Genomic DNA, 23,864 nt, shown 5'->3' with positions numbered 1-23,864 from the left:
GAATAATATCAAATTTATAGTTGTCAATACAAGTTTTATAATACTATCTTTTGATAATAAGCATTATTTTTGCAACATCCCTTGAGAGAAGACATTTGAAACATAACTAAGAAAGTGCCTTATAATGTTGTATGGCTTACTTGATGGATGCAATTCAGCCAGGCAATGATTTCAAGCGGAAATTAAAGATTCTACTGGCAAACTGTTCCATAGTAGATGTTGTTGCAATGAAATTTCCTAAGTTGTGGTATACACTTATATTGAATTCACGTTAAAATAAGTAAATAACAATAATATATCATCATCTAATAAAAATTAATTTATGAAAAAATCATTGTTTGTATTTTTCTTGTGTCTGATGTCTTTTGCATCAACAAATGCACAGACTTCCACTTCCAACACGAAAACAACAGTTGCCTCGCCTGACAGCAACGTAAATTTTCGTCTGTATCAAACAAATAACCGTTGGACATTCTTGAAATTGGACACACGAACAGGTGTGATAATGCATGTGCAATATAGTACAGATAGTGATGCTATGCAGTATGAATTGAACAGCATGCCATTAGCAGAAGGCGAAGATGCAAAATCTGGTCGTTTCTTTCTTTATCCGACTGAAAACACTTTTAATTTTATTCTTCTCGATCAAGTAGATGGGAGAGTTTGGCAGGTTCAGTGGAATATAGATAAGAACAAGCGTGGTATTTGGCGGATATATTAGACTAATTCATGACACAGCCTCAGCAAAAACCATATTTGACGTATGCACTTGATGCGGATAGTAAGTTGATACACATTGATAGTGTATCAACAGGTTTGGCATGTAAGTGCTTTTGTCCACATTGTAAAAGTGAATTGGTGGCTAAGAATGGAGGAAGCCGTAAGGTTCATCACTTTGCGCACGCTAACGGAAGTGATTGTGTCGGAGCAATAGAGTCGGCTCTTCACAAAATGGCTAAGGATATTTTGCAAGAACATAAACTTATTATGTTGCCTCCTGTTCGACAAGGTGGAACAGAAAAGCGAACTGTATTCGGTAAAGTAGAAATAGAGGTGTTTGACAGAGAATTGTCTTTGCGCCCTGATTGTATTGGGTATACAGAAAATGGTTGTATTATGTGGGTGGAGTTCAAACGCTCACACGAAGTGGATATCAAAAAGGCCGGCAAGATTATTTCAGCAAAAATAGATTGTGTGGAAATAGATTTAAACTCTTGTGAACTTGACCCTGCAAAAGTTAAAAGTTTCATCGAAAACAGTGGAGAAAGGCGTAAGTGGATTTATAACCACGAGAATTTACATCCATTTCAATTTTACGAAAAGAATAACTACGTCCAGTATTACAACTTTGGTAATGGTTACAACTTGGGGCAAAGAATGCTTCGCCATATTGCCATTGACGAGCAAAATACAATAGTGAATTTGTACAATCTTGATGAGATTGATGCAAATAAGCATACTTACTTTTGCATAGCTTGTGGTAAAGAAGTATTTGTAGATGTGGATGATAGGGGAAATTATTCATTTTTACATTTGGATGAAAACATACCATGTGAGGATGACTTTTATTTGCATGAAGCTGCAAAAAAGGTGTTATGTAGAAGATTCAACACTCAACATAAGTTCGATGTATATATACCCCAACGGCACTTATGCGAAAAAGGGCATCAGTGTTTGCTCTTTAATGAAAACTGTTGTTCCGTTGCAATTCCAATACCTTATGACTTGAAAGCGTATGGATATGATTCGTGTGAAATAGAATATAAATTTCCTAATGAGCAATTTTCTTATGACATAGTCTTGAAACGGGGTGAGGATTTGAAAACGGCAATAGTAATAGTCATAGATGCGGAGACATGCCGTATAGAACCGGGGAATCTAAAAAATAGGACAATAGAAGTAGCCGTAAGATGTGAAAATGATGTTTTTGAATTGTATGATAAACCTTTACGTGGAGAATGTGTCAGATTTTTCAATTTTGGACATAAAGATTTGAAGACTACATCATGGAAGAATGTAAATCGTAAAGTATTGAAATTTAGATTGTTTTCCAGTGGTAAATATTATTTGAGTACAGAAAGTTGCATGAGTACAAAGAAAAAAAGTGCAATATATGAGATAATTATATCCAAAGGTACAGAAAACTATAAAGTGATGAGACAATATGCGGTATTGCGTTGTTATAACAAGAAAAAAGTATTGTGCCTTTGTGAAATCTGTTACTATTTAAGGGAGGTGAATGGCATCTGTCACGAAAATATCTGCATAAGGTATAAAAGAAAAGGAACTCCAAGAAATCCACTTGAAACAATGCACACCGGATGTCAGTATTTTAGGTTGGATAGAAACATTGAAACTACATTGGAAAAAGAGTGTTATGGTTTGGAGTTTATAGANAAAAATAATTTTGTAACAGAAAACAGATTAGGTTATGACAACGTCATAGATTTTTCATCTCAATCCGAAATTATTGTACCTTTTTCCTGAGAATTTCTAAATTTGCAATCACGAAAGATATTCGGAAAAATATACGTAAGTGCAGAATTTATAAGTCAAAGAATACAATGAAAACAAAACTTTTTGGGAAAACCTTCTTGCTATTGATATACACACTCAGTTTTATGGGCTGTAATGACGATGATAACGAAGCCACGGAAATACATCATTTGTCATTTGAAAAAGACTATTACGAGCGACCTTTGGTCGGAGCGAAAGACATCATGATACGAGGAGGAAATAGAGACTATGCTGTCGAGATAGAAAATCCCTCCATATTGGAAGTTACCGTAGATTTATCAAGCCCTGCTGATATGGGTAATTTGGAAATACATCCGAAACAAAAAGGAGAAACGACAATCAAAGTTCGGGACAAAGTTGCAAACGAAACTGTCGACTTGAAAATCAAGATTGTAGACAGTTACCTGAATCTGGCTGTTGCCAATCCGATAAAACCACCCTACCGGCAAGAGGATGAGTTTTTCTTAATCAACAATGAAGATAAAGACTTCTATCTGTATGATAAAGAGATGACATTAAGACATACAGGCAGCTATAAGTTCTTTGTAGAGAGCAATATCCCATATATGGAACTGACCTATCATGAAGACTTTGAAGGCAAAAAAACATATAAATACAACTTGTCGGGTACAGACCAAGCCATGTTTTATGCCATAAAAGGATTATTAGGCTGGGATTGGCATGCCCCCGTTGAGAGTCCGGCGACAAAAGAAATATCCCCCGTCGGGATGAATGCCACAGATACCGAAACGAATACAGTATATTACTTTGTTGCAAGGACAAATGACATGCCCGAGCACGTGTTAGACTGACGACCAGCCTCCGATAAGCCTGTACCGGGACTTTCAGTATTTGTATATGATTTATGATTTGGAACATGATTTATGAAGAAGATTATTCTATCCGGTTTCTTATGCCTTACCTTTACAGCATCTGCACAAAAGGAATATTTTTCCATAATAGGAAAAACATTTGTAGAAGAACACATAGTTCCTGACCATACAACAACTTCCCCTTTAGGCGGTGGCACATATATCCGGGTCAAAGAAATACCGACACGAGGTTGGTTGGCAGATGCAGAAGGATATTTTAGAATAGATAGCCTGCGAAGGGGGAAATATCATCTGACCTTTTCATATATCGGTCTTGAGCCTGTAGATACAACACTATTCATTGACAACGATGTAGATTTGAAAATCACATTATCAAATCTCAGTATTTCTACCCCGCAACTGTCCTTGATACTTCCGGAGAAGGAAATATGTGAGGTACTGAAAAGGACATTTTGGACTAAATACGGGATTCGAGGGTCGTTTTACACAAAAGAAAGCTTGCAAGACAAATCGCAACGAATGACGGCCTTAGGCTATTTCCACGAAGTTAGGAAAAACCGGATAATTTTTGACTATCTCGATACGAAATACGGATATAGTTGGAGATATGAAGCCCCCAAAGGGATAATAGGTTTAGACGAAACATTAGATACGTATGAAATTTTTACCAGATGAAAGCCCTGTCAGAAATAATAGCCCGAAAACAAATCTCTTACCGTGGACAATGAAGAGAAACGGCAGCAAGAGGCCAATTCCCTCAATCGTGTTGACGATTCCTATACCAAAATCGTCGTGGTAGGCTACAATTTGTGTATTTTTTTATGTATTTTATGTGATAGACAAAAGAGTATATATGCTGTTTAGCACCATTTTAGTATCATTGTTTGTATTTCAAAAAGAATAAGGTTGAACAACCGTCAATGTTTGTACAAATATTCATAATGCAGTTTTGAAAACAAAGTTATCGAATATTTGGGTACTTAAAAAAGATTTGTTGCCTTTACAACATTAGAACCTGCCAAGCCTCTCAACGATGCTCAAATCGGCGGGTCGTTTTTTTATTATACCTGTATGAAAACGAATTTCATCAAACCGTATTCCTCACCGAAACAGATTATTCAGATATTAAAGACACGTGGTATGCTCATGGAAGATACTTCCTCGCATCCGTTTCTCCGAATAACAACTTCAATGAAAAGGTGGCTGATTTACTGGCTTGTTTTCCTTTAATAGACAGGCCGTAGGTGATGTTCCAATAAGTAGAGCCTACCCGATATTTTTTTATTCAGTAAGAAATGGTGGAGAGTGTCGATGACATTCATGGCTCCGCCACGCCCTGCTACGGCAACTGTTCCGCAAACCTTGTGACGGAACATGCCCGGATTGGAGTCGCTTACCACACTGGCACATTCAATGACAGCTTTTAATGTAGATGGAACATCAGCGGAATAAATGGGAGAACCCAACAGAATGTTGTCGGCTTCGGCGTTTTTTTGAACAAGTCTATAATGAGATGTCCTTCTTTTCCGTCTTGGAGCCTTTGCGGTCTTTTGTGCCTGACAACTGCCGAAGACTGGACAGATGCCGGTAATTGCCGAATGCCTTCCATTGATAGGATATGTTGCAGATTGTCGCTATGCTGTCTGCAATGAAGGCCATCTGTGTGGCGTTGCAACCCTCGTAGGGACGGTATTCGTCATCCGTAACCCCTTCCCGATGCAATGTGTCCGGCAGGACGAGTTTTTTTGCACCTTTTAATGCGTCGGAAAAATTCGGGGGCGGCAGATGAGGTTGAGTCATTATATGACAACAAGAAACGCAGCGTAAGATAAAATAAGCCGATGCATCTACGCTGCGCCTCTGCGTCACAAAAAGTATTTTTAGCCGGACGTAACTATTCGGTCAGGATTCTGACCGGGCCCGTCAATCCCGACTTTTGAAGCGGAGATTTAGGCCGGTAAGTACGGCATACATACGATGTTTTTCGCTTCTCTTCCGGTACTCTGGAATCCCCCACCAGACGATTTACCCAGTTGTTTACCACTGAGATTTCTATCGAGTTCTTGCCCCGTTTCAAGACATCGGTGATATCCAGAGTATAAGGAGCCGTCCATACACCGCCCGCATACTTTCCGTTCACCTTCACTTTAGCCATTTCGTATACCTCTCCCAAGTCGAGAATTACCCTTTTGCCGGCAGGAATCTCCTTTATTTTGAATGAGTTTGTATATACAGCCGTACCCGAGAAATACTTCACATAGTCATCATCCATCGTCGACAAATCTTTCAAAGCCTCCGGCTTCAGTTTCTTCCCGTCGTTGACCATCGATTTCAAAGTCAGGCTCCAGTCGTCGTTTATCACGGACAACACCTTTGTTTCCGGATAGTTGAGAGCCATGTCCAACACTTGGGGCTCACCCGATATATCTTTGTCAAATACGATAAAAGCGCTTTCGTTGGGATGCAGTCTCATCGGGATATGAGTTACATTCCCCACGTTTACAAACGATTTGAGGGTACGTACCGAACCGTCCATCGGGCTCCATAATTCAGGAACTTTCCCTCCGATGCGGAATTGAGCCGTAAATTCAATGTCCTTTTCGGTCTGGTTGCTCACAAAATAAATATCCCGGTCACGCTGTGTCGTATGGGCATATTTCACGTCACTGTCGATAGATATCCGGAAGTCCGGCATATATCCCATCATACCGAATATATCTTCTATGCTGTATCCGGCAAACAACCATCCTTTACCTATGCGGCGTATCGTTTGAGAGTTGCTGTTGCCCCACAATTCGTCGGCAATAGCTTTCACTTCGGCATCCGCCTCCATATAGTCTTGGAGGCTCGGCGACCTTTCCGGTTTGGGGCCCAGAATGATGGCACCCTCTTCGAGAAGCCGTTTTATTTTTCTGATGACCCCCGGGCGCATGGTTTTGCTCGGCGGTAAAACAAGCAATTTATATCGGGTGCCATGAGGCAAAGACAATATATGCTCCTCATTGGCAGAAAGATAATTCTCGATGACCTCGGCATTTATGAAGTCATATTGGAATCCTTTAGGCAGAGCCGGTTCGGTAATACCCGTCATTACAGGGACATCCTCTCCGATGTAATAAGCCACATCGGCCACGTAATTCCCCTGTTGCAGCAAATAATTGCAACGCTTCAGATAGTCGGTAAACAAGTCTATATGGCTGTACCAAGTATTTTTACGGTTAAATTCGTTCCCGAACCAGCAATTCAGTCCCGGAAAAGAGGTCTCATCGGGTTGGGAGACATACAAGTGAAGTAGAGTATTATTGATACCCTCTGTAAAGAACTTGTCGCCCCGCTGTTTCATATGGCGGGGACTGCGGGCAAACTCCGGCCCGCCGCACGTGAACGATTCGGACGATACTTTGCCTTTTCCGTATATGTGAGCCGCCGATGACGCCGCGCGGTTCTCTATGTCGCCCAGCGAGCCTTCGCTCCAGAACTCGCCCGCCACTTCGTCCGACTGGCCGCCGTACTGCAAAAATTCACCGGGAAACCCCCAATGCCCGTATGACTCCAGCCATATACCGAACCCGTCTTTGTGGGCAAGCTCCCGCATACCGCCTATATGGTCATAGGCCAGGCGGTCGGCAATCATGCGGCGCAAGTCCCATAAGAAGCGGTCCGACTTGTCGGTACTGCCTACCACAATGCCGTCAAAGGTGAGAAGGTAAGGAGTGGGGTCATATCCGAAATGCGATTTGAAATAGTCGATAAAGTCGTCTCCATAATTTTGCGTAGCTTTCTCATAACTGTCACATACAATCATTTTCCAGGTCTTCCGGTCATTTTCCGGAACCCGTCTGAGTATCTCGCCTATAAAACTGTCGTAGTGGTGTTTCAAGTTCTCCCGGTTCCAGCGGTCTACCTCAGGGCCTTCCCCGTCGCCTTTTATGGCAGGGGCATTACATATGCCCGTAGGAGCCATGTAAGTACGTACGATTTCCCAATCACCCTCCGGGACATTCCAGACAACCCGGTCGGCATCGATGTGGTCGGTGATGTCGATAATATCCCTTTCCGAAACTACGGCATCCGGTGCATAAGAAACCCGGTTGTCCCATTTATAGTCATGCCACATCGGCTGGGGAGTCTGGTGCATTTTGCTCAGTATCTTGTCTGCATAGCGGTCTACGATAGGAGTTTCGGACAATTTGAATTCCTTTATTTTGCAGTTGGCATTGATATTCATCTCTACCATGAATTCCTCGCCGCGCGTTTCGGGTACAGCCACAGCCGTAGGAGCCAGCCCGTCATATCCCACTTCGTTCTTTAGAACTGTGCGGTCGGCCCCGAAAGAACAAACCTCTTCGAAAGCCCCGTTGCGTTTCACCTTTACGGAAAAGTAAGCCCTGATAGGCGTCGCGCTCTCTATCCGGATAGAGCGGAGTGTAAAATCCTTCTTCGACGGCCTTACCGTAATGCTGGCCTTATCGCGTTCAAATCCGCCTGTAGTATTCAAGTCCCCGTCAAACATCCGGGCGACATCCGTCACGCCCTCTGTCGTAATATGATCTACCGTCGCCCTTATATCAGGAGCGATGTTGTTACGTTTGAAAGCAAGTACTTTTACATTCTGCAGGAAGTTGTCGGGGTGGGGGAATACGATATCCCTTTCGCCTCCGCCCGTTACCAGAGCATGTTGTGAAGCCAAGTAACGCATCGACTGTTTCGGGTCTACCCACGGCCCTCCGGCCTGGCTCCATCCGGGGCCGTTGAAAATGCCGATTTCGATATTCTCTTCAGTAGCCGTTTTCAAAGCAGCGTGTACGATGTCATACCACTCGTCGCTCTGCATATACACAGGGCCGTGCGGCATTTCTGCAATACCCTGGAATCCGATAAAAGCCCGGTTGATACCCGCCTTTTTCATCGATTTCAAATCATTGATGACACCCTCTTTACTTATATTGCCCGATATCCAGTACCAGTAGCAACTGGTTTGTACATCTTGGGGCGAGGCAAACACCTTGCGCATATCCTGGTAACTGTCGGTAGCCGTGGCAGCCGGTACTTGTACCGTAAGCAACAACAAGGCTGCTGCGACCAAAGACGATTTTAAATTCATCGATTTCATGATAATATATCCCTTATATTTCTTTTATGTTGTTTCACCTAACTATCTTTACCCCTTTCGGAGCCTGTATGTCACATACGACTTTTCCCCGGCCGTTTTTCGTGCAACTTACCGTTACGATACCGTAAGGAGTGGGAAAAGTCCCTTTGACCGACTGTAGCGGGCCGAGGTTGGGTTTCACCTGCAGGACACGGCATCCCGGTTCTATCGGGACGATGCCGAGCACATGCCGGGTAAGCCAGGATGTAGGGCCCGATGCCCATCCGTGGCAAAGGCTCAGCCTCAACCCCTTATAACAATAAGCACCCCCGCCTGCATGTATGTCATGCTTGCCCGGCGGCACTATCTCGTCGATGCGTGCCGCATTGGCTACGTCGGCATATTTCAAATCTTCCCAGAAAGTAGTTGCCCCCAAGTCCAGCATCGCTCCCCAATACGTAGAGATGAAGTCGAGAGCCTCATCATATTTGCCCAGCATGGCAAGAGCCTCCAGCATATAATACCCGTAAAACGTTGAGAAACCGTCAAGGCCGTTTTTCAATATCGTTTCACAATCCTTCTCCGGGTCTGTGCTCAACCCCGATATGATATTCAACGCTGCCGCCTGGCTGTTATCATGAGCATCCACGGCCACCCCCTTCATCCGTTCGAGGCAGCTCGATGCCATTCTTATCATATCCCTGTCACCGATATACTCCCCGATTTGTACAGCCGCTTTCATCGCCATGAAAGAGAGCGATTGCAGTCCGCTGTGTATCACATTCCGGTTTTCCGATGTCGGCCAGTCGAGAAAGCGTATTCCGTCGAGCCGTTCCACCCCGTTCTCGTCAATCCTCTCGTCGATCTGCTTGACGAGACGGAGCAAATAGTCGCGCTGGCTTTTTAAGTAATCGAGGTTGCCCTGGTACATATACAAGTCCTTCTGTATGATTATCCACCACAACGAATAGGAGCACATCCCGTTCATCCAGCCCGGAAAAGGCGTATCGTCGCGGGCAAAGTCGAGACTCTTGTACACCACCTCTTGTTCCCCGAATACATTGTTTATTGTCATCACCTCCGGATGCATGTCGCCCACCCATACGAGCCGGTCGCGCTTTATCCCGTCCCAAAGGTACTCCTGCATGTTCAGTTTTACGGTATAAGCACCTGTTTGCCATATTTGGTTTATCCGTTCATTATCAGAGCAGAACGACCCCTTGTCCTCGATGTCCCTTATCAGCGAGACAGCCGATACATGGCGCAAGTTATATTTTATATCCTTATCGAGCAAGTCTATCCTGGCAAACCTGAAGCCGCTGTTCCCGCATTGGAAAGAGCCCAGCCACGGAGCCGAGACCGTAAAATCACGCAACGAATGCTCGTTGGTCGGATTTTGAGGGTTATCCGGCATATTCACGTCGCTCATGGCCTCCGTGACCGACTCGCCCAGGCGTATTCTCAATCTGACGGGAACTTTACATTCCCGGATAGCCGAAAATATTTTTATCCTTCCATACATTTCCTTGCCGAAATCCAGTAAAATGGAGGCCTGATGCGTGTCGGAGCTCATCAGGGTTGCATACGAAGTATCAGATACCGATAACTGTCCGCTGAATGTCCCCAACAGGTGATTGGGATTGGAGACGAATTTCCCGGTATTATCCGACATCCAGACGATTCTGGCCGGAGGTACGGTTGTATGCGTGACTTTCGCTTGGGAGCTGAGCGCAAACAAGCATAAGAGAGAAAACACTATAAATAAATGAGGTTTCACCATTACGTAAAATTATTGTTTGATAAAGTTGATTTTTTTTGATTTACAATGTTACGCAATTTACGGCCGTATCAGTTTTTCATTTATCCCGATTTGTGTGATATTTGTCTTCAAAGTCTCGTGTTTTGTCTCAAAAGTTATTATATAAGTCTCAAAATAGGGAAATCGTACAAATTTGTTTTGAAATATACGATATTTTGAGATAAATTTACACAATGATTTATCACACCTGTTTATTTTTTTTAATATCCATGAAACCTCTATGAGACAACAAATACTGACGATATCGCTATGTTGTGTTTTTATTTTGTCGGCACTCTCTGATGTCCTTTCACAGCCGTTGCATCGCACCGATTTGTCAAACCTTCGGGTCAATGCCTTTGCCCAAGACAGCTTGGGGTATATATGGATAGCTACGGCAAACGGACTTTGTAAGAGCTTCGGCGAAAGCTATGATGTATTCTTCTATGACGAAGCCGACGAACACTCCATACCCTCCAATCTCATTACAGGCCTTTATGTCGACGACGCCTCCAAGCTGTGGATATCTACCGGGAAGGGTATCTGTTCGATGGCACGGGGGAAGTACGAGTTTCACCGATACTCGCAGAGTACCTCGACCGGTATGGAAAGTTTTTTTCTCGGATTTGTGCAGTATGCCGGGAGAATATATACATACGGCTATAACGGGCTGTACGAGATAGATGAAAAAAACAAGACGCTTATACCGCGCATCGAAGTCGATAGGCAGGTCATATATGGAGCCGTTACCGACAGTCACGGCAACTTGTGGCTCACCAATGGGGCAGAGCTGATAAAGCTCGACCGCTCGTTGAGCCTGATTTCCAAAATCGTCGTAGGACGGGACGATGTTGTAAACTGTATGGTCAGTGACCGTGAAAAGATACTTTTGGGTACCGAAAACGGCATCAAGCTCCTCGATTTGCATAGCCTCGAAATCAGCGACGGCGATTTCCCTCATGCGCTCGACGATTTGCGTATCAATCAGATGTTGCCCGTCGACGGAGGCCGTAAGTTGCTGATAAGCACAAGAAACAAAGGTGCGCTTGTGTACGACATGGAAACCCGCGATGTGATAAGCCGGTACAACAACGACGAGTTTGCCGATATACCCTCTGTCGATATCAATACGGCATTTGTCGATAAGGAAAAAAACGTGTGGTTCGGGACTTTCGACCGGGGGCATTTCATGCTTTCGAACAAGAAAAAGATATTTAATGAAAACAAAGCCATAGTAAACCTGTTCAGAAACCGGTTTGTCACCCGTATTACCGCCGACCGGTATGGAAATATGTGGATAGGAACCCGCTATGACGGCCTGGCATATTACAATACCGCCACCGGGAAAGTGGTCTGGTACAACGCCTCCACGACCCCTTGGCTGTCGGTGTTCAACAGCAACTTTGTGCAGGAAATATACTGTGATACCCGCAACCGGTTATGGGTCGGGTATGGAAATTTGCTTATAGTCTGCAACATTGGCCGGGACGGGCAACTCTCTTTGGTAAAAACCTGTTCCGGAACCGGAAATGTGGTTACCATAGCCGAAGACGCTAACCGCAGGATATGGGCGGGCTCGTCCGAAAACGGATTATATATCTACGACGACGACCTTACTCTCAAGCAACATATCACATCGGCCGTTTCCAACAGCAACAACATCACCAAAATCATACCCCTTTCCGATGACAAGATGCTCTTTTCGGCATACATGGACAATATCTACGTCATCGATGCCAATTCGCTGGTAGCCAGTGCTCTCGATGCCAAGTGCCGGAAGCTTTGGAGCAATGCCGTAGAACTCAGGCTCGACGCTAAAGGCAACCTGTGGATCGGCACTTACGGCAACGGCCTTATGAAATACGACTTGAAAAAGAAGACGCTGAAGCAGTACGACCCGCTCCAGCGCAATGACATGGTAGGCATCGAGTGCGACGCGCACGATAATATATGGGCAAGTTCTTCTTACGGCATATACCGCATATCACCGGCCGATACCATCAACGTCTATCTCCAGCAAGACGGTATCGGAGGCAACCAGTACCATGAAAAATGTACGTTCAAGGACAGCCGGGGACATATCTATTTCGGCGGGAACACAGGACTCGAAGAAGTCTTCCCCGATAACGTGGAGCCTGTCCGCCAAGACATTCCCATATATCTTACCGACTTCAAGCTTTTCGGCAACAGCGTGGTACCCGAAGACGGCGGAGTCATCGACAGGGATATATCCTTGATAAGGAACCTCAAACTCGACCATGACGAGAATGTTGTCAGTTTCGAGTTTTCGGGCATTGCTTATGACTGTCTGTCGTTTCTCGAATACGCCTATATGCTCGAAGGTTTCGACCACACATGGAACTATATAGGCAAATACAACCGGGCTACCTACGCCAACCTGCCGGCAGGCAGTTATACCTTCCTGGTCAAGGCAAAAAATCGTAACGGGGCCTGGGGTGAGCCCAGAAAGCTGCTCGACGTCGAAGTCAGTCCCGCACCTTGGTTGCATCCTCTCGCGCTATCCGTATATGCGGTATTGGCGGTATTGCTTGTTTTCCTGTTCAGTAAACTATATGTCCGTCTCAAGCTTGCCAAAGAAAGATATACCCTTATCGAGGCAAAAATTGAGCAGGAACACAAAATGTCCCAGATGAAAGTAAACTTTTTTACCAACATATCGCACGAGTTGAGGACACCCCTGACTCTGATTTATGCCCCTGTAAAGATGTTGAAAGACAAATATCGGACTCTGAGCGAGCAGCAAGTAGAGTCGAATCTCGATTTTATAGCCGGCAACGTAGACCGGTTGCTTGACCTCACCGACCAGTTACTGAAGTTTCGCCATGTCAAGGACGAAACACTTCCGCTGAAAGTCAGTCGGCACGATTGTGTTCACCAATTGGAAAATATTATTAAATTATACAATATATATACGGCAGAGAAAAATCAGATAGTGGAATTCGACTGCCCGTACGACAGTCTTACGGTCATATACGACGCCGATAAGCTGGATAAGATTATGAACAATCTGCTGATGAATGCGACCAAATATACGCTCGACAGCGGTCGTATTATCGTCAAGCTCGACTTGACAAAATACCCGGAAAGAACTACCGGAAACGATTGGACGTATATGGAAATCCGGGTGACCGATAACGGCATAGGCATAGATAAAAATGATTTTACACGGCTCTTCAAGCGTTTCAGCCGGTTGGTGACACCCTCGAAATACGGGCAGATAAAAGGATTCGGCATAGGATTGAACTACGTATATCACTTGGTCGAAAACCACAAGGGAAAAATACGTGCCGAACGGAATGTCTCCCGGGGGATGACCTTTACGGTTGTCATTCCCGTTTGCGAGAGTGCATATAGCGAAGACGAACGGGCATCCGACGATATGGATATGAAGCAGGAAGCAGAACAGGCAGCCGGCAGTGATATCCTCCCTGCAATCCCCGTTACGGACGATGCCGCAGAAGAAGAGGCGGCTGGTGCCGAACGCAGGAAGATACTTATCATCGAAGACAATCCCGATATGAACGCCTTTATAGCCGGCCTGTTCAGCGATAAGTTCGATGTAACCACGGCATTTGACGGCCTCAACGGGTTGCAAAGGGCTGTGGAGACGGTTCCCGACATCATCATTAGCGATGTATTGATGCCGCGTATGGACGGATATGAGCTATGCAGTGAAGTGAAGAAGAACAAGGACATTTGCCATATCCCCGTAATCCTGCTTACGGCCAAAGTCATGGACGAGGAGCAGATAAGAGGATATGACCAGGGAGCCGATATGTACCTCAGCAAACCCTTCAATCCGAGTGTGCTTATTTCCATAGTCAACAGGATGATGGCAAAGCAGGACAAGCTCAAAGCTCTTCTCATTTCGGCATGTGGAGCACAAGACTCTGTCCCGGCGGAGAAAGACGTACGGCTCGAGCTCAGCCCGCTCGACCGGAAATTTCTCGACAAATTGTACAAATACATAGAAGACAACATATCCAACGGTGATATCAACATCAATATCCTTAGCCGCGAGCTGGGTTATTCCCGTGCCAATTTCTACCGGAAAATCAAAGCACTTACAGGAGCCACTCCGAATGATTTGCTTAAGACATACCGTCTCAACCGCGCGGCCGAGCTTATATTGACCCGGGAATATACATTGGGAGAAATCAGTGAGATGACTGGTTTCGGGACCCAGTCGCATTTTTCCAATCTCTTTAAGAAACATTTCGGGATATCGCCGAAAGAGTACCTGACCGAACATTTCGGCAAGTGATGGAAATGCGGTGTCCGCTATCGGAACGAAGTAATTGTACGAATTTATCACACTATATGTAATATGGATATAAAAATGAAACCGTACCTCTTGTTATTTGCGACATACCTTATATGCGTCGCCCAGACATTCGCCCAAAATCAGGAAATACGGCTCTTTTCACACCGGGGAGGGCGCCTGGAATACGACGAGAACACGCTCCGGGCCTTTGAAGCCAGTTATCGGGCAGGATACCGGGGATTCGAGACCGATGTGCGGATGACCCGCGACGGAGCACTCGTCATCACGCACGACAGTTCGCTGGAGCGTACCACCGACGGCAAAGGCGTGGTAGAGCAGCATACTCGGGCAGAAATAGAGCAATTGCATACCCGGCAAGGGAACAAAGTGCTCTTTCTCGATGAACTGCTTCGCTTCCTGCACGACAAGCCGGGGCTCTATGTCGAGTTTGAGATGAAGACCGCTCCGCAACATCTCTATCCCTCCCGTCGTCTTGAGGAGTATTGCGACAAACTCTATGAAGCAGTCATGGCAGAGAAGCCCGCAGATGCCCTTTATGTGTTCACGTCGAGCGATTATCGGGCGTTGCGCTATTTGCAATCGCGCTACCCCGGAGTAGAACTGTTGCTCATCACTTCCAAGCCCTGCAACGATGAGACCATAGACCTCTGTAAGACTGTCGGCATAAAACGCCTCGGGGCGACCATGGACGGTACCAGTCGCGCAAGTGTACGGCGGGCACACGATGAAGGCATTATCGTAAGCCTGTGGCCGGGGAAGTCGGTACAGGACTTTATGCTCGGGGCGTACTTGGGATGTGACTATATGTGCACCGATATCCCGGTTGAGCTCAAAAAGTGGGTTGCAGAAAACGCCCCTTGGATAAAAGTGAAATATTAGCCGGCCCGCTCGTCGGAAAATATTTTGAAATAAACTTTGATAAGAATTTTGAAAATATAAAATGTTGATAATAAGAATGATGATTGGATAAATTGCAAAATGTACCACCCTTGTATAGACAAATTCGCCATTCGATTCTGAAACAAATATTCAAATAAATGAGACATATAGATGGCAGCCCATTGTTTCGATGCAACTACTTTTGTCGGACCATGTAACCATAAAGCCCGGGGACAACACCATAATCCCCCGGCACCCGGCAGAAGCCATTATTTGAAAATAAAGCGAAAACAAGTCTGTAATAAATTTTTTATTGGAATGAAACGAATACATACTATCCTTATTATCCTGTTATTGGCAGTGACGTACGGGGAGGCAAAAAAATCCTCGGACGACAGGCAGATGGATGACTTTATCACATCATTGATGAAGAAGATGACGCTGGAAGAAAAAATCGGGCAGTTGAATTTGGGAGGAGTCGGCAGCCCCAAAGTGGTCGGCAGTGCCATAGGACTCGACGAAGCCATAAGAAAAGGGCTTGTCAGTTCGGTCGGAGGGTTCGATGCCAAAGCAGCCGAAGACGCCCAGAAATTTGCCGTAGAAAATTCGCGCATGAAGATACCTTTGATTACAGGGCTCGATGTCGTTCACGGATATTATACGATTTTCCCCATACCCTTGGCCAGTGCATGCAGCTGGAACATGCCCCTCTTGGAAGAGAGCGCACGGGTCGCAGCCGACGAAGCATCCGCATTCGGTATCAACTGGACATTCGCGCCTATGGTCGACATCTGCCGCGACCCGAGATGGGGGCGTATTGCCGAAGGTGCAGGAGAAGACCCCTGCCTCGGCTCCCGCATAGGCCGGGCAATGGTCAGGGGATTTCAGGGTGACGACCTCTCCAAACCCAATACCCTCCTGGCATGTGTAAAGCACTTTGCCTTGTACGGAGCATCCGAAGCCGGACGCGACTATAATACCGTGAGCATGGATCCCGTAACCATGTACAACTACTATCTGCCGCCCTACAAGGCAGCCTTCGATGAGGGAGCGGGTAGTGGGATGACCTCTTTCAACGTCGTGAACGGAGTACCGGCCACAGGAAACAAGTGGCTCCTGACCGACTTGCTGCGTGACCAATGGAAATTCAAAGGATTCATGGTATCCGATGCCAATTCGCTGGCCGAAATGTCAGAACACGGAATGGGCGGCGCTCAACGAATCACCGAGCTGGCGATGAACGCCGGGCTCGATATGGACATGAGTTCCAGCCTGTATGTACTCTGTCTCAAAAAAGCGGTAGAAGAAAAACGGGTCCCCCTCAGCCGGATAGATGCCGCCTGCCGCAGAGTGCTCGAAGCCAAATACAAATTAGGACTGTTTGAAGACCCTTTCAGGTATCTGAAAAACAAGCAACGGCAATCACAAGTACTATCACCTCAAAACCGCGATGTCGCACGTAGGCTTGCTGCCGAGTCTATTGTCCTGCTCAAGAATTCCGAGCAGCTCCTGCCGATTACCCCTCCCCGTAAAATAGCCGTTGTAGGCCCTATGGGCAATGTACGTGGAGAGCTGCTCGGTACATGGTCATACGGCTACTCTAAAGACAAGATGCACTCGGCATACGAAGCGCTCCGCGAAGCCCTGGCCGGGAAATGCGAAGTCTCCTACTCGCAAGGAGCCAATTATATCGAAGACTATTGCATATACGACGGGGCATTCACCATACCCACCGACTCGCTCATACGCAGGGCCATTGCTGAGACAAGCGATGCCGACCTTATAATTGCAGCCGTAGGCGAACCCTCCTCTTGGAGTGGAGAAGCCAAAAGCCGGGTAAATCCCTCCCTGCCTGACTGCCAGAAAAAGATGCTTCGCGAACTCAAGAAAACAGGAAAACCCGTCGTTGTCGTCATATTCAGCGGCCGGCCTTTGATTCTTACTGAGGAAGATGCCGAGTTTTCCACCCTTGTAGAAGCCTGGCACGGCGGTACTATGGCCGGTGAAGCTCTGTGCGACATATTATTGGGAAAAGTATGTCCCTCAGGAAAGATTACAGCCACATTTCCCCGCCACATAGGGCAGATACCCATATATTACAACCACCTCAGGACGGGACGTCCGTATTCCGGCTTCTGGGCGACGACAAAATATGTCGATTGCGTCAATGAACCCCTCTATCCGTTCGGTTACGGGTTGAGTTATAACCGGTACACGTATGGAAAACCCGTTTTGGACAAGAAAAAGGCCAGAGGAGATGACGATGTCGTAACACTGAGCATCGACATTACCAATACCGGAAAATATACCGGAAAAGAAGTCGTGCAACTCTACATCGGAGACCCCGAAGCATCTGTTTCGAGACCCGTTATAGAATTGAAAGACTTTCAGAAAGTCGATTTTGCACCGGGAGAGACCAAGACAGTAACCTTCCGCATTACGACCGAGCAGCTCAAGTTCTATAATCAGGATTTGAAATACGATTGGGAAGCCGGGAAGTTCAACATCTCGGTGGGCCCCAATTCCCGTGAGCTACAGAAACTCACGATGACATGGGACAAATAAGATAACAATATGACATACCGGTTTACCGATACGAAAATGAAAAAGACGATAACCATATTGGCAATGGCTTGGGCAGCCTTCAGCCGGGCACAAATTCCCGACGAGGCAAAAAATCTGAAAGCGTATATCGACAGAGACATGCCCAAGACCGTACGTGTATGCACGGCCGATACAGTAGGCAACTTCGCCTTGCCCTATCCGTTCAGTGTGCCCTGCATCGTAAACGGCTTTCAAAATATGTTCTATTGGGACACATATTTCACCAATGTCGGGCTCTTGCTCGACGGGAATGCAGGACAAGCAAAAAACAACATAGATAACATACTGGCGATGATTGAGCGGTTCGGATACATGCCCAATGCCACTTGCGAGGGGATGCTCAACAGGTCGCAGCCCCCGTATGCAAGTATGATGGTAAGAGAGGTATACGAAGCGACCCGGGACAAAGCCTGGCTTGCCCGGGCATGCAAGACCCTCGAAAAAGAATACGGCTTCTGGATGACCCGGCGCATGACCCCCAGTGGGCTCAACCGGTATTCCAACAATGCCGACAAAGCATCATTGATGGCATTCTACAACTACATTGTCGGAAGGCTCGGGCTGAATCCCGCTCACTATACCGATGATGAGGAGCGATGTGCCGTAGCCTCCCATTTTCTTGCAGAAGCAGAGTCGGGCTGGGACTTCAACCCTCGGTTCGATTCCAGATGCGAAGACCACAATCCCGTAGACCTCAATGCCAACCTATACGCCTATGAGCGCAACTTCGCATATTTCTATAAAGAACTCGGGCTTCGGGGAGCAAAAAATTGGGAAAAGCTTGCAGCCCGGCGCAAGGCCTTGCTCGACGAGATGTGCCTTGACCCCCGGGACGGGCTGTATTATGATTACGACTATGTCAACCGGCGCCGTTCCCCTGTACTTTCGGCTGCCGTGTTCAGTACACTGTTTGCAAAATTGGCGGGCAAGAAACAAGCCCGCGCCATATATCGCAACCTCTCCCGGCTGGAGTGTGCCAATGGAGTCGCAGCCTGTGAAAAAGGAGATCGCCGGAGAGTATACCAGTGGGACTATCCCAACGGGTGGGCGGCACTCAACTATCTCGCGATAAAAGGACTCGACAGTTACGGTTACAGGAAAGCCGCCCGCAGGATAGCCGGAAAGTACGTGCACAGTATGGCCGATATCTACAAGCGCACCGGCAACCTCTGGGAAAAGTACAATGCCGTCAGCGGAAGTACCGATGTGAAAGACGAATATGCCATGCCCGGAGCCTTCATGGGGTGGACTGCCGGAGTCTACATATTCGCATTCGATTATTACTATAAATGACCGTTCTCCACCCCTTGTTACAGTAAATCACACATAAAACATTAATATTTCAACTATGGTAAAATCATTGAAAAGACTATGTATCCTCGCCCTCTCCCTTTCTGTTTGCACCGCAGGAATCCGAGCAGGAGAGCAGGAGAGCACGTCAGCTCCCAGAATAGTCAACGTAATCAATTTTATACGGCAGACCGAACCCCGTATCGACGCCATTACCGACGAAGTGCTCTACCGCACCGTTGTCGAGCAGGTAAAGCTCCTCAATCGGTACGGTATCAAAGGCACATATTTGTTGCAATACGATGCGCTTATATCGCCCTCATATCAGGAACTGCTGAAAAAAGAAACCCTGCCGGGAACAGAAATAGGAGGCTGGTGGGAAATCACACAGCCGCATGTGGAAGCCGCCGGGCTCAAGTGGCGCGGACGGTATCCGTGGGACTGGCATGCCGATGTAGGCTTTGCCACCGGATATACCCCCGAAGAACGCGAAAAACTCGTAGATGTGTATATGGCGAAATTCAAGGAAATATTCGGAAAATATCCCTCAGCCATAGGCTCATGGTTTATAGACGCCCATACACTGGCATATATGTACGACAAATACCATATCGAGGCTTCCTGCAATTGTAGAGACCAGATAGGAACCGACGGATACACCCTCTGGGGAGGATACTGGCAGGGAGGATATTACCCCAGCCGCAAAAACGCATATATGCCGGCACAGACCCGGAAAGGGCAGATTCCCGTACCCGTATTCCGTATGCTGGGAAGCGACCCCATATACCAGTACGATTTGGGAATCGGCGGCAACTATCAAGGAGTAGTTACCTTGGAGCCGGTATATGGCAGTGCCGGAGGGTCGGAAACTTGGGTAAAATGGTTTTTCGACTCCATGTTCAAAGACCCCGGTATGGGATTGTCGTACGTCCAGGCAGGACAGGAAAATTCCTTTACTTGGGGAGCCATGAAAAAAGGCCTGGAGATACAGATACCCCTCCTCGCACGCCTTCGGGACGATAATACGATACGCATCCAGACCCTGTCCGAGACAGGACGATGGTACAAAGACAACTATTCTACCACTGCACCCTCGGCAATCAGTGCACTGACCGACTATAAAAACACCGGGAAAAAGACCGTATGGTACAACAGCAAATACTACCGGGCCAATCTCTTTTGGGAAGGCAATACATTCCGGTTCAGGGACATACACCTCTTCGATGAAAGATTTGCTTCCGACTATATCGACAAGCCCGGTACGACATCTACTTGCCTGTACACCACTTTGCCCTTTGTCGACGGGAATATCTGGAGCTCCGACAAGAAGTTGGCAGGCCTCCGGCTTTTCTGTGCCCGTCAAGACGGTACGATGATTGAAGCGACAGGCCGGGAACCCGAAATAGCACACAAGGGAAAGCGTCTTTACGTAAGATGGCCGCTGGAAATACCCGGAGCAACTTTTGTCATGACCTTTGACGAAGACAAAGTCCGTATGCAAATCGAATCGGCCGGCAACACCCGCATGGAATGGTACATGGAACTCTCCGTCGTGCCGGGTACCGCATTGCCTTTTACACGAATAGATGACAAGCGTATCGATGCCCGGGAAAAAACATTCGATTATAAAATAACCTGTAAGAAAGGAACATTCGCAGACTGCAAAGACTCCTCGGGACGAATATTTAGAATAAAACCCGAAAACAAAGAAATATCCATATCCTTTAAAAATTGAGCAATGGCAGGAACATTAGAAAAATTACGGGCCGGATGCCGGCCGGACAGACGTGCCCTCTTCTCTCTGGGGGCGATGCTGTTTGTTTTTGGCAATATGGCATGGGGGAAAATAAGCCCCGGTAACCTGAGATGCGAATATATGGAAAATCCCGCAGTGGTAGACACCCGTGCCCCGCGCCTCTCTTGGATAAACCATGCATCTTCCGGGCAGGAGAGAGGACGCTCGCAACAGGCGTACCGCATAGTCGTGTCCACCTCGAAAGAAAAATTGCAAAAAGGAGACTACGACGCGTGGGACAGCGGCCGGCAAAACTCCTCCGTGTCGCGGCTGGTGCACTATGCAGGAGCCCCCTTGAAGTCGGCGGGAGACTACTGGTGGCGCGTTATGGTCTGGGACGATAAAGACCGGGCTTCAGACTGGAGCGAGCCCGCTTATTGGGGCATGGGGCTGTTGGAACCCGCCGACTGGAAAGCCCGGTGGATAGGAGTGCCCTGGCAGGGAGAAGCCCCCCGGAGAGTACTCAGCCCGGTAAAGTACGAGCAGCGACAATACCCGGCACCGCTGTTTCGCAAGACATTCCGGGCCAAAGGAAAAATAACCTCTGCAAAAGCCTTCGTCACCGGGCTGGGCTACTTTGAGCTGTATATCAACGGAGAGAAAGTAGGAGACGACTATTTAGTCCCCAACTTTACCAATTACACCGTACGCGAAGACATAAAGCACTATGGCATATCCATCGACAACAAATTTCGCGGTTACAGGGTCATGTATCTGGCTTATGACATCACGCACATGCTCCGTCGCGGTGACAACGTAGCCGGGGCGATATTGGGCAACGGATTCTACGATTGCACCACCGGTTGGGTATGCTCCTTCGGGTCGCCCCGCCTGCTCTGCCAGATAGAAATCACATACGCCGACAATACCAAAGAAATGATATGCACCGACGAAACCTGGAAAGTAAAAGAGTCTCCGATTGTAGCCGATGACGTCTTCGCAGGAGAAGTCTACGATGCCAATAAAGAAACTGACGGTTGGTGCACGACGAGCTGCGACGATGCAGACTGGAGCCGGGCCGTTTATCGGAATGCCCCTGTCGGCACACTCACGGCAAACACCGCACCTACCGATAAAATCACCGAAGTGCTGGAGCCCGTATCCTTGAAAAAGCTGGACAACGGTACCTACGAAGTAGACTTTGGCAAAGAAATTTCAGGTTGGATACGGTTCAAGGACATAAAAGGGAACAAAGGCGATACACTCGATGTCAAGTACATCTGCGAGTCTCCCCTCGGAGTATACCGGTACATATTCAAGGGCACAGGCAAGGAGAGCTATGCACCCCGTTTTACATGGTACGTCTTCCGCAAAGCCGTCATATCGGGAGTACATGACCTGTCCGAAAAAAATATGACGGCAGAAGCTGTCAATACCGATGTTCCCATTGATGCAGAGTTCAGGACTTCGAACCCGCTGTTCAACAAGATAAACCAAATCTGGCGGCAAAGCCAGCTCGACAATATGCACGGGGGCATAGCCAGCGACTGTCCCCACCGAGAGAGAGCACCTTATACAGGCGATGCGCAAGTCGTGTGCACTACGGTAATGCACAACTTCGACGCTGCCGCTTTTTATCAGAAATGGATACGAGACATGAGAGATGCCCAGAATATAGAGACCGGCTATGTCCCCAACGGAGCCCCCTGGCAACCCGGTTGCGGAGGAGGAGTTCCCTGGGGCGCAGCCATGAATATCATGCCCTGGGAATTCTATCTGCACTATGGAGACAAGAAGATGTTGGAAGACAACTATTTCGCCATGAAAGAGCAAATACGCTACATGCTGACATGGCTTACTCCCGACAGTACCATGCTCGCACAACGTGCCAATCTGAATGCGACCCAACCCAATTATTGGCTCAATCTGGGCGATTGGGCACCCGCATTCGACATACCCTCTGTCGAGCTCGTGCACACGTTCTATCTCTGGCGTTGTGCCGATTTTACCGCAAAAGCCGCCCGGGTGATGGGGTTGCAGGACGATGCCCGTTACTATTCGGTATTGGCCGGCAATGTAAAAAAAGCCTTCAACAAGAAATTTTACAATCCCGAAACCCGCTCTTATGGAGATTTTGGCAGCAATATATTCGCATTGGTATTAGGTGTCCCTGACGACCGTTACGACGATGTCGTGGCGACCTTGAAACACGAGATTTCGGTCAAGTACGACAACCATCTCAATACCGGGATATTCGGTACACAATTCTTTTTCGAGACACTGGCGCTGAACGGGCTCAACGACATCGCCTATAACGCCATGAATCAGGAAGATTTTCCCAGTTTCGGGAACTGGATAAAACAAGGAGCTACCGTCACCTGGGAAAAATGGAACGGAGCCGATTCCCGCAACCATCCGATGTTCGGAGGAGGACTCACTTGGTTTTACAGAATTCTTGCAGGAGTCAATGTCGATGCCGAAAGACCCGCATACGAACATATCATCATAAAGCCCATCTTGGACAAGCGGCTGCCCGAAGTCTATTACTCGCACATGACACCTTACGGCGAAGTCGTGTCCGAAATCAGGCAGACAGGCCGCAATCTGGAAATGAACGTGACCGTTCCCGTAGGGAGTACAGCCACCATATACATACCCGTAGGAGGCAATACCTCGGAAGTGACAGAAAGCGGGATATCGGTACGCGACTCGAAAGACGTCCGGTTCGAAGGTATACAAGACGGGAACTGTATCGTGCGTGTGCCGCAAGGAAAATATAAATTCAAAGTAGACAACCAATAAACTCTTTC

Annotated in this window: 15 protein-coding genes and 1 pseudogene; 12 read left to right on the top strand and 4 right to left on the bottom strand. The window is 47.1% G+C overall.

Annotation, left to right across the window (positions count from 1 at the left end; translation table 11 throughout):
* The first annotated feature begins 322 nt into the window (after positions 1–322).
* From BN2628_RS04555 to BN2628_RS04540, 4 genes are all read left to right on the top strand, one after another.
* Positions 323–721 (top strand): hypothetical protein, encoded by a 399-nt coding sequence (locus BN2628_RS04555; RefSeq protein ID WP_074023947.1) that lies wholly within the window; start codon positions 323–325, stop codon positions 719–721.
* Between the two features lie 8 nt (positions 722–729).
* Positions 730–2,487 carry a competence protein CoiA family protein gene (locus tag BN2628_RS04550; protein ID WP_055096207.1) on the top strand — a complete coding sequence of 586 codons (1,758 nt, stop codon included), beginning with the start codon at positions 730–732 and terminating at the stop codon, positions 2,485–2,487.
* 77 nt (positions 2,488–2,564) lie between these two features.
* On the top strand, positions 2,565–3,329 hold the full coding sequence (locus BN2628_RS04545; protein WP_246469155.1) for a hypothetical protein: 765 nt from the start codon (positions 2,565–2,567) through the stop codon (positions 3,327–3,329).
* A gap of 72 nt (positions 3,330–3,401) precedes the next feature.
* Positions 3,402–4,025 carry a carboxypeptidase-like regulatory domain-containing protein gene (locus BN2628_RS04540; protein WP_055096205.1) on the top strand — a complete coding sequence of 208 codons (624 nt, stop codon included), beginning with the start codon at positions 3,402–3,404 and terminating at the stop codon, positions 4,023–4,025.
* Between the two features lie 551 nt (positions 4,026–4,576).
* On the opposite strand, the gene BN2628_RS17755 is transcribed toward BN2628_RS04540, so the two are convergent.
* Positions 4,577–4,816: an NAD(P)H-dependent oxidoreductase gene (locus BN2628_RS17755; RefSeq protein ID WP_074023944.1), complete on the bottom strand. Its 240-nt coding sequence runs from the start codon at positions 4,814–4,816 to the stop codon at positions 4,577–4,579.
* A 115-nt stretch (positions 4,817–4,931) separates the two neighbouring features.
* Here BN2628_RS17755 and BN2628_RS17210 point away from each other — a divergent pair, with 115 nt between their 5' ends.
* Complete coding sequence (locus BN2628_RS17210; RefSeq protein WP_154668400.1) at positions 4,932–5,108, top strand: hypothetical protein; 177 nt, start codon at positions 4,932–4,934, stop codon at positions 5,106–5,108.
* Positions 5,109–5,244: 136 nt separating this feature from the next.
* On the opposite strand, the gene BN2628_RS04530 is transcribed toward BN2628_RS17210, so the two are convergent.
* The 3 genes and pseudogenes from BN2628_RS04530 to BN2628_RS17475 form a co-directional block, all read right to left on the bottom strand.
* Positions 5,245–8,463: a glycosyl hydrolase gene (locus BN2628_RS04530; RefSeq protein ID WP_055096202.1), complete on the bottom strand. Its 3,219-nt coding sequence runs from the start codon at positions 8,461–8,463 to the stop codon at positions 5,245–5,247.
* 34 nt (positions 8,464–8,497) lie between these two features.
* Positions 8,498–9,280: an alpha-L-rhamnosidase C-terminal domain-containing protein gene (locus BN2628_RS17480; protein WP_257606396.1), complete on the bottom strand. Its 783-nt coding sequence runs from the start codon at positions 9,278–9,280 to the stop codon at positions 8,498–8,500.
* Positions 9,281–9,283: 3 nt separating this feature from the next.
* Positions 9,284–9,709 (bottom strand): annotated as a pseudogene (locus BN2628_RS17475) (alpha-L-rhamnosidase); the annotation flags it as partial.
* Here BN2628_RS17475 and BN2628_RS17470 point away from each other — a divergent pair.
* From BN2628_RS17470 to BN2628_RS04495, 7 genes are all read left to right on the top strand, one after another.
* The gene (locus tag BN2628_RS17470) at positions 9,701–9,985 is read left to right on the top strand and encodes a hypothetical protein (RefSeq protein ID WP_257606398.1); all 285 of its coding nucleotides are present in this window, start codon (positions 9,701–9,703) and stop codon (positions 9,983–9,985) included. The pseudogene BN2628_RS17475 and the gene BN2628_RS17470 sit on opposite strands and share 9 nt — an antisense overlap.
* A gap of 496 nt (positions 9,986–10,481) precedes the next feature.
* On the top strand, positions 10,482–14,525 hold the full coding sequence (locus tag BN2628_RS04520; RefSeq protein WP_044229693.1) for a hybrid sensor histidine kinase/response regulator transcription factor: 4,044 nt from the start codon (positions 10,482–10,484) through the stop codon (positions 14,523–14,525).
* A 63-nt stretch (positions 14,526–14,588) separates the two neighbouring features.
* Entirely contained in the window at positions 14,589–15,425 is an 837-nt protein-coding gene (locus tag BN2628_RS04515) for a glycerophosphodiester phosphodiesterase (RefSeq protein WP_052431558.1), read from the top strand.
* Positions 15,426–15,743: 318 nt separating this feature from the next.
* Positions 15,744–17,990 (top strand): beta-glucosidase BglX, encoded by a 2,247-nt coding sequence (bglX, locus tag BN2628_RS04510; RefSeq protein ID WP_044229792.1) that lies wholly within the window; start codon positions 15,744–15,746, stop codon positions 17,988–17,990.
* Between the two features lie 36 nt (positions 17,991–18,026).
* Entirely contained in the window at positions 18,027–19,322 is a 1,296-nt protein-coding gene (locus BN2628_RS04505) for a trehalase family glycosidase (protein ID WP_052431557.1), read from the top strand.
* Between the two features lie 55 nt (positions 19,323–19,377).
* Positions 19,378–21,054 (top strand): hypothetical protein, encoded by a 1,677-nt coding sequence (locus tag BN2628_RS04500; RefSeq protein WP_055096200.1) that lies wholly within the window; start codon positions 19,378–19,380, stop codon positions 21,052–21,054.
* 3 nt (positions 21,055–21,057) lie between these two features.
* Entirely contained in the window at positions 21,058–23,856 is a 2,799-nt protein-coding gene (locus BN2628_RS04495) for an alpha-L-rhamnosidase-related protein (RefSeq protein WP_055096198.1), read from the top strand.
* Positions 23,857–23,864 lie beyond the last annotated feature (8 nt).

Source organism: Gabonia massiliensis, assembly GCF_001403595.1.
In the GTDB taxonomy this organism is placed as follows: Bacteria; Bacteroidota; Bacteroidia; order Bacteroidales; family Coprobacteraceae; genus Coprobacter; species Coprobacter secundus.
This window is presented reverse-complemented; position numbering and strand designations above follow the sequence as displayed.

What these genes read in the sequence shown, in the direction of transcription:
- BN2628_RS04555 (WP_074023947.1), top strand. Translation starts at nt 323, where the DNA reads ATGAAAAAATCATTGTTTGTATTTTTCTTGTGTCTGATGTCTTTTGCA.
- BN2628_RS04545 (WP_246469155.1), top strand. Translation starts at nt 2,565, where the DNA reads ATGAAAACAAAACTTTTTGGGAAAACCTTCTTGCTATTGATATACACA.
- BN2628_RS04540 (WP_055096205.1), top strand. Translation starts at nt 3,402, where the DNA reads ATGAAGAAGATTATTCTATCCGGTTTCTTATGCCTTACCTTTACAGCA.
- BN2628_RS17210 (WP_154668400.1), top strand. Translation starts at nt 4,932, where the DNA reads ATGCCGGTAATTGCCGAATGCCTTCCATTGATAGGATATGTTGCAGAT.
- BN2628_RS04530 (WP_055096202.1), bottom strand. Translation starts at nt 8,463, where the DNA reads ATGAAATCGATGAATTTAAAATCGTCTTTGGTCGCAGCAGCCTTGTTG.
- BN2628_RS17470 (WP_257606398.1), top strand. Translation starts at nt 9,701, where the DNA reads ATGGCGCAAGTTATATTTTATATCCTTATCGAGCAAGTCTATCCTGGC.
- BN2628_RS04520 (WP_044229693.1), top strand. Translation starts at nt 10,482, where the DNA reads ATGAGACAACAAATACTGACGATATCGCTATGTTGTGTTTTTATTTTG.
- BN2628_RS04515 (WP_052431558.1), top strand. Translation starts at nt 14,589, where the DNA reads ATGGATATAAAAATGAAACCGTACCTCTTGTTATTTGCGACATACCTT.
- bglX (WP_044229792.1), top strand. Translation starts at nt 15,744, where the DNA reads ATGAAACGAATACATACTATCCTTATTATCCTGTTATTGGCAGTGACG.
- BN2628_RS04505 (WP_052431557.1), top strand. Translation starts at nt 18,027, where the DNA reads ATGAAAAAGACGATAACCATATTGGCAATGGCTTGGGCAGCCTTCAGC.
- BN2628_RS04500 (WP_055096200.1), top strand. Translation starts at nt 19,378, where the DNA reads ATGGTAAAATCATTGAAAAGACTATGTATCCTCGCCCTCTCCCTTTCT.
- BN2628_RS04495 (WP_055096198.1), top strand. Translation starts at nt 21,058, where the DNA reads ATGGCAGGAACATTAGAAAAATTACGGGCCGGATGCCGGCCGGACAGA.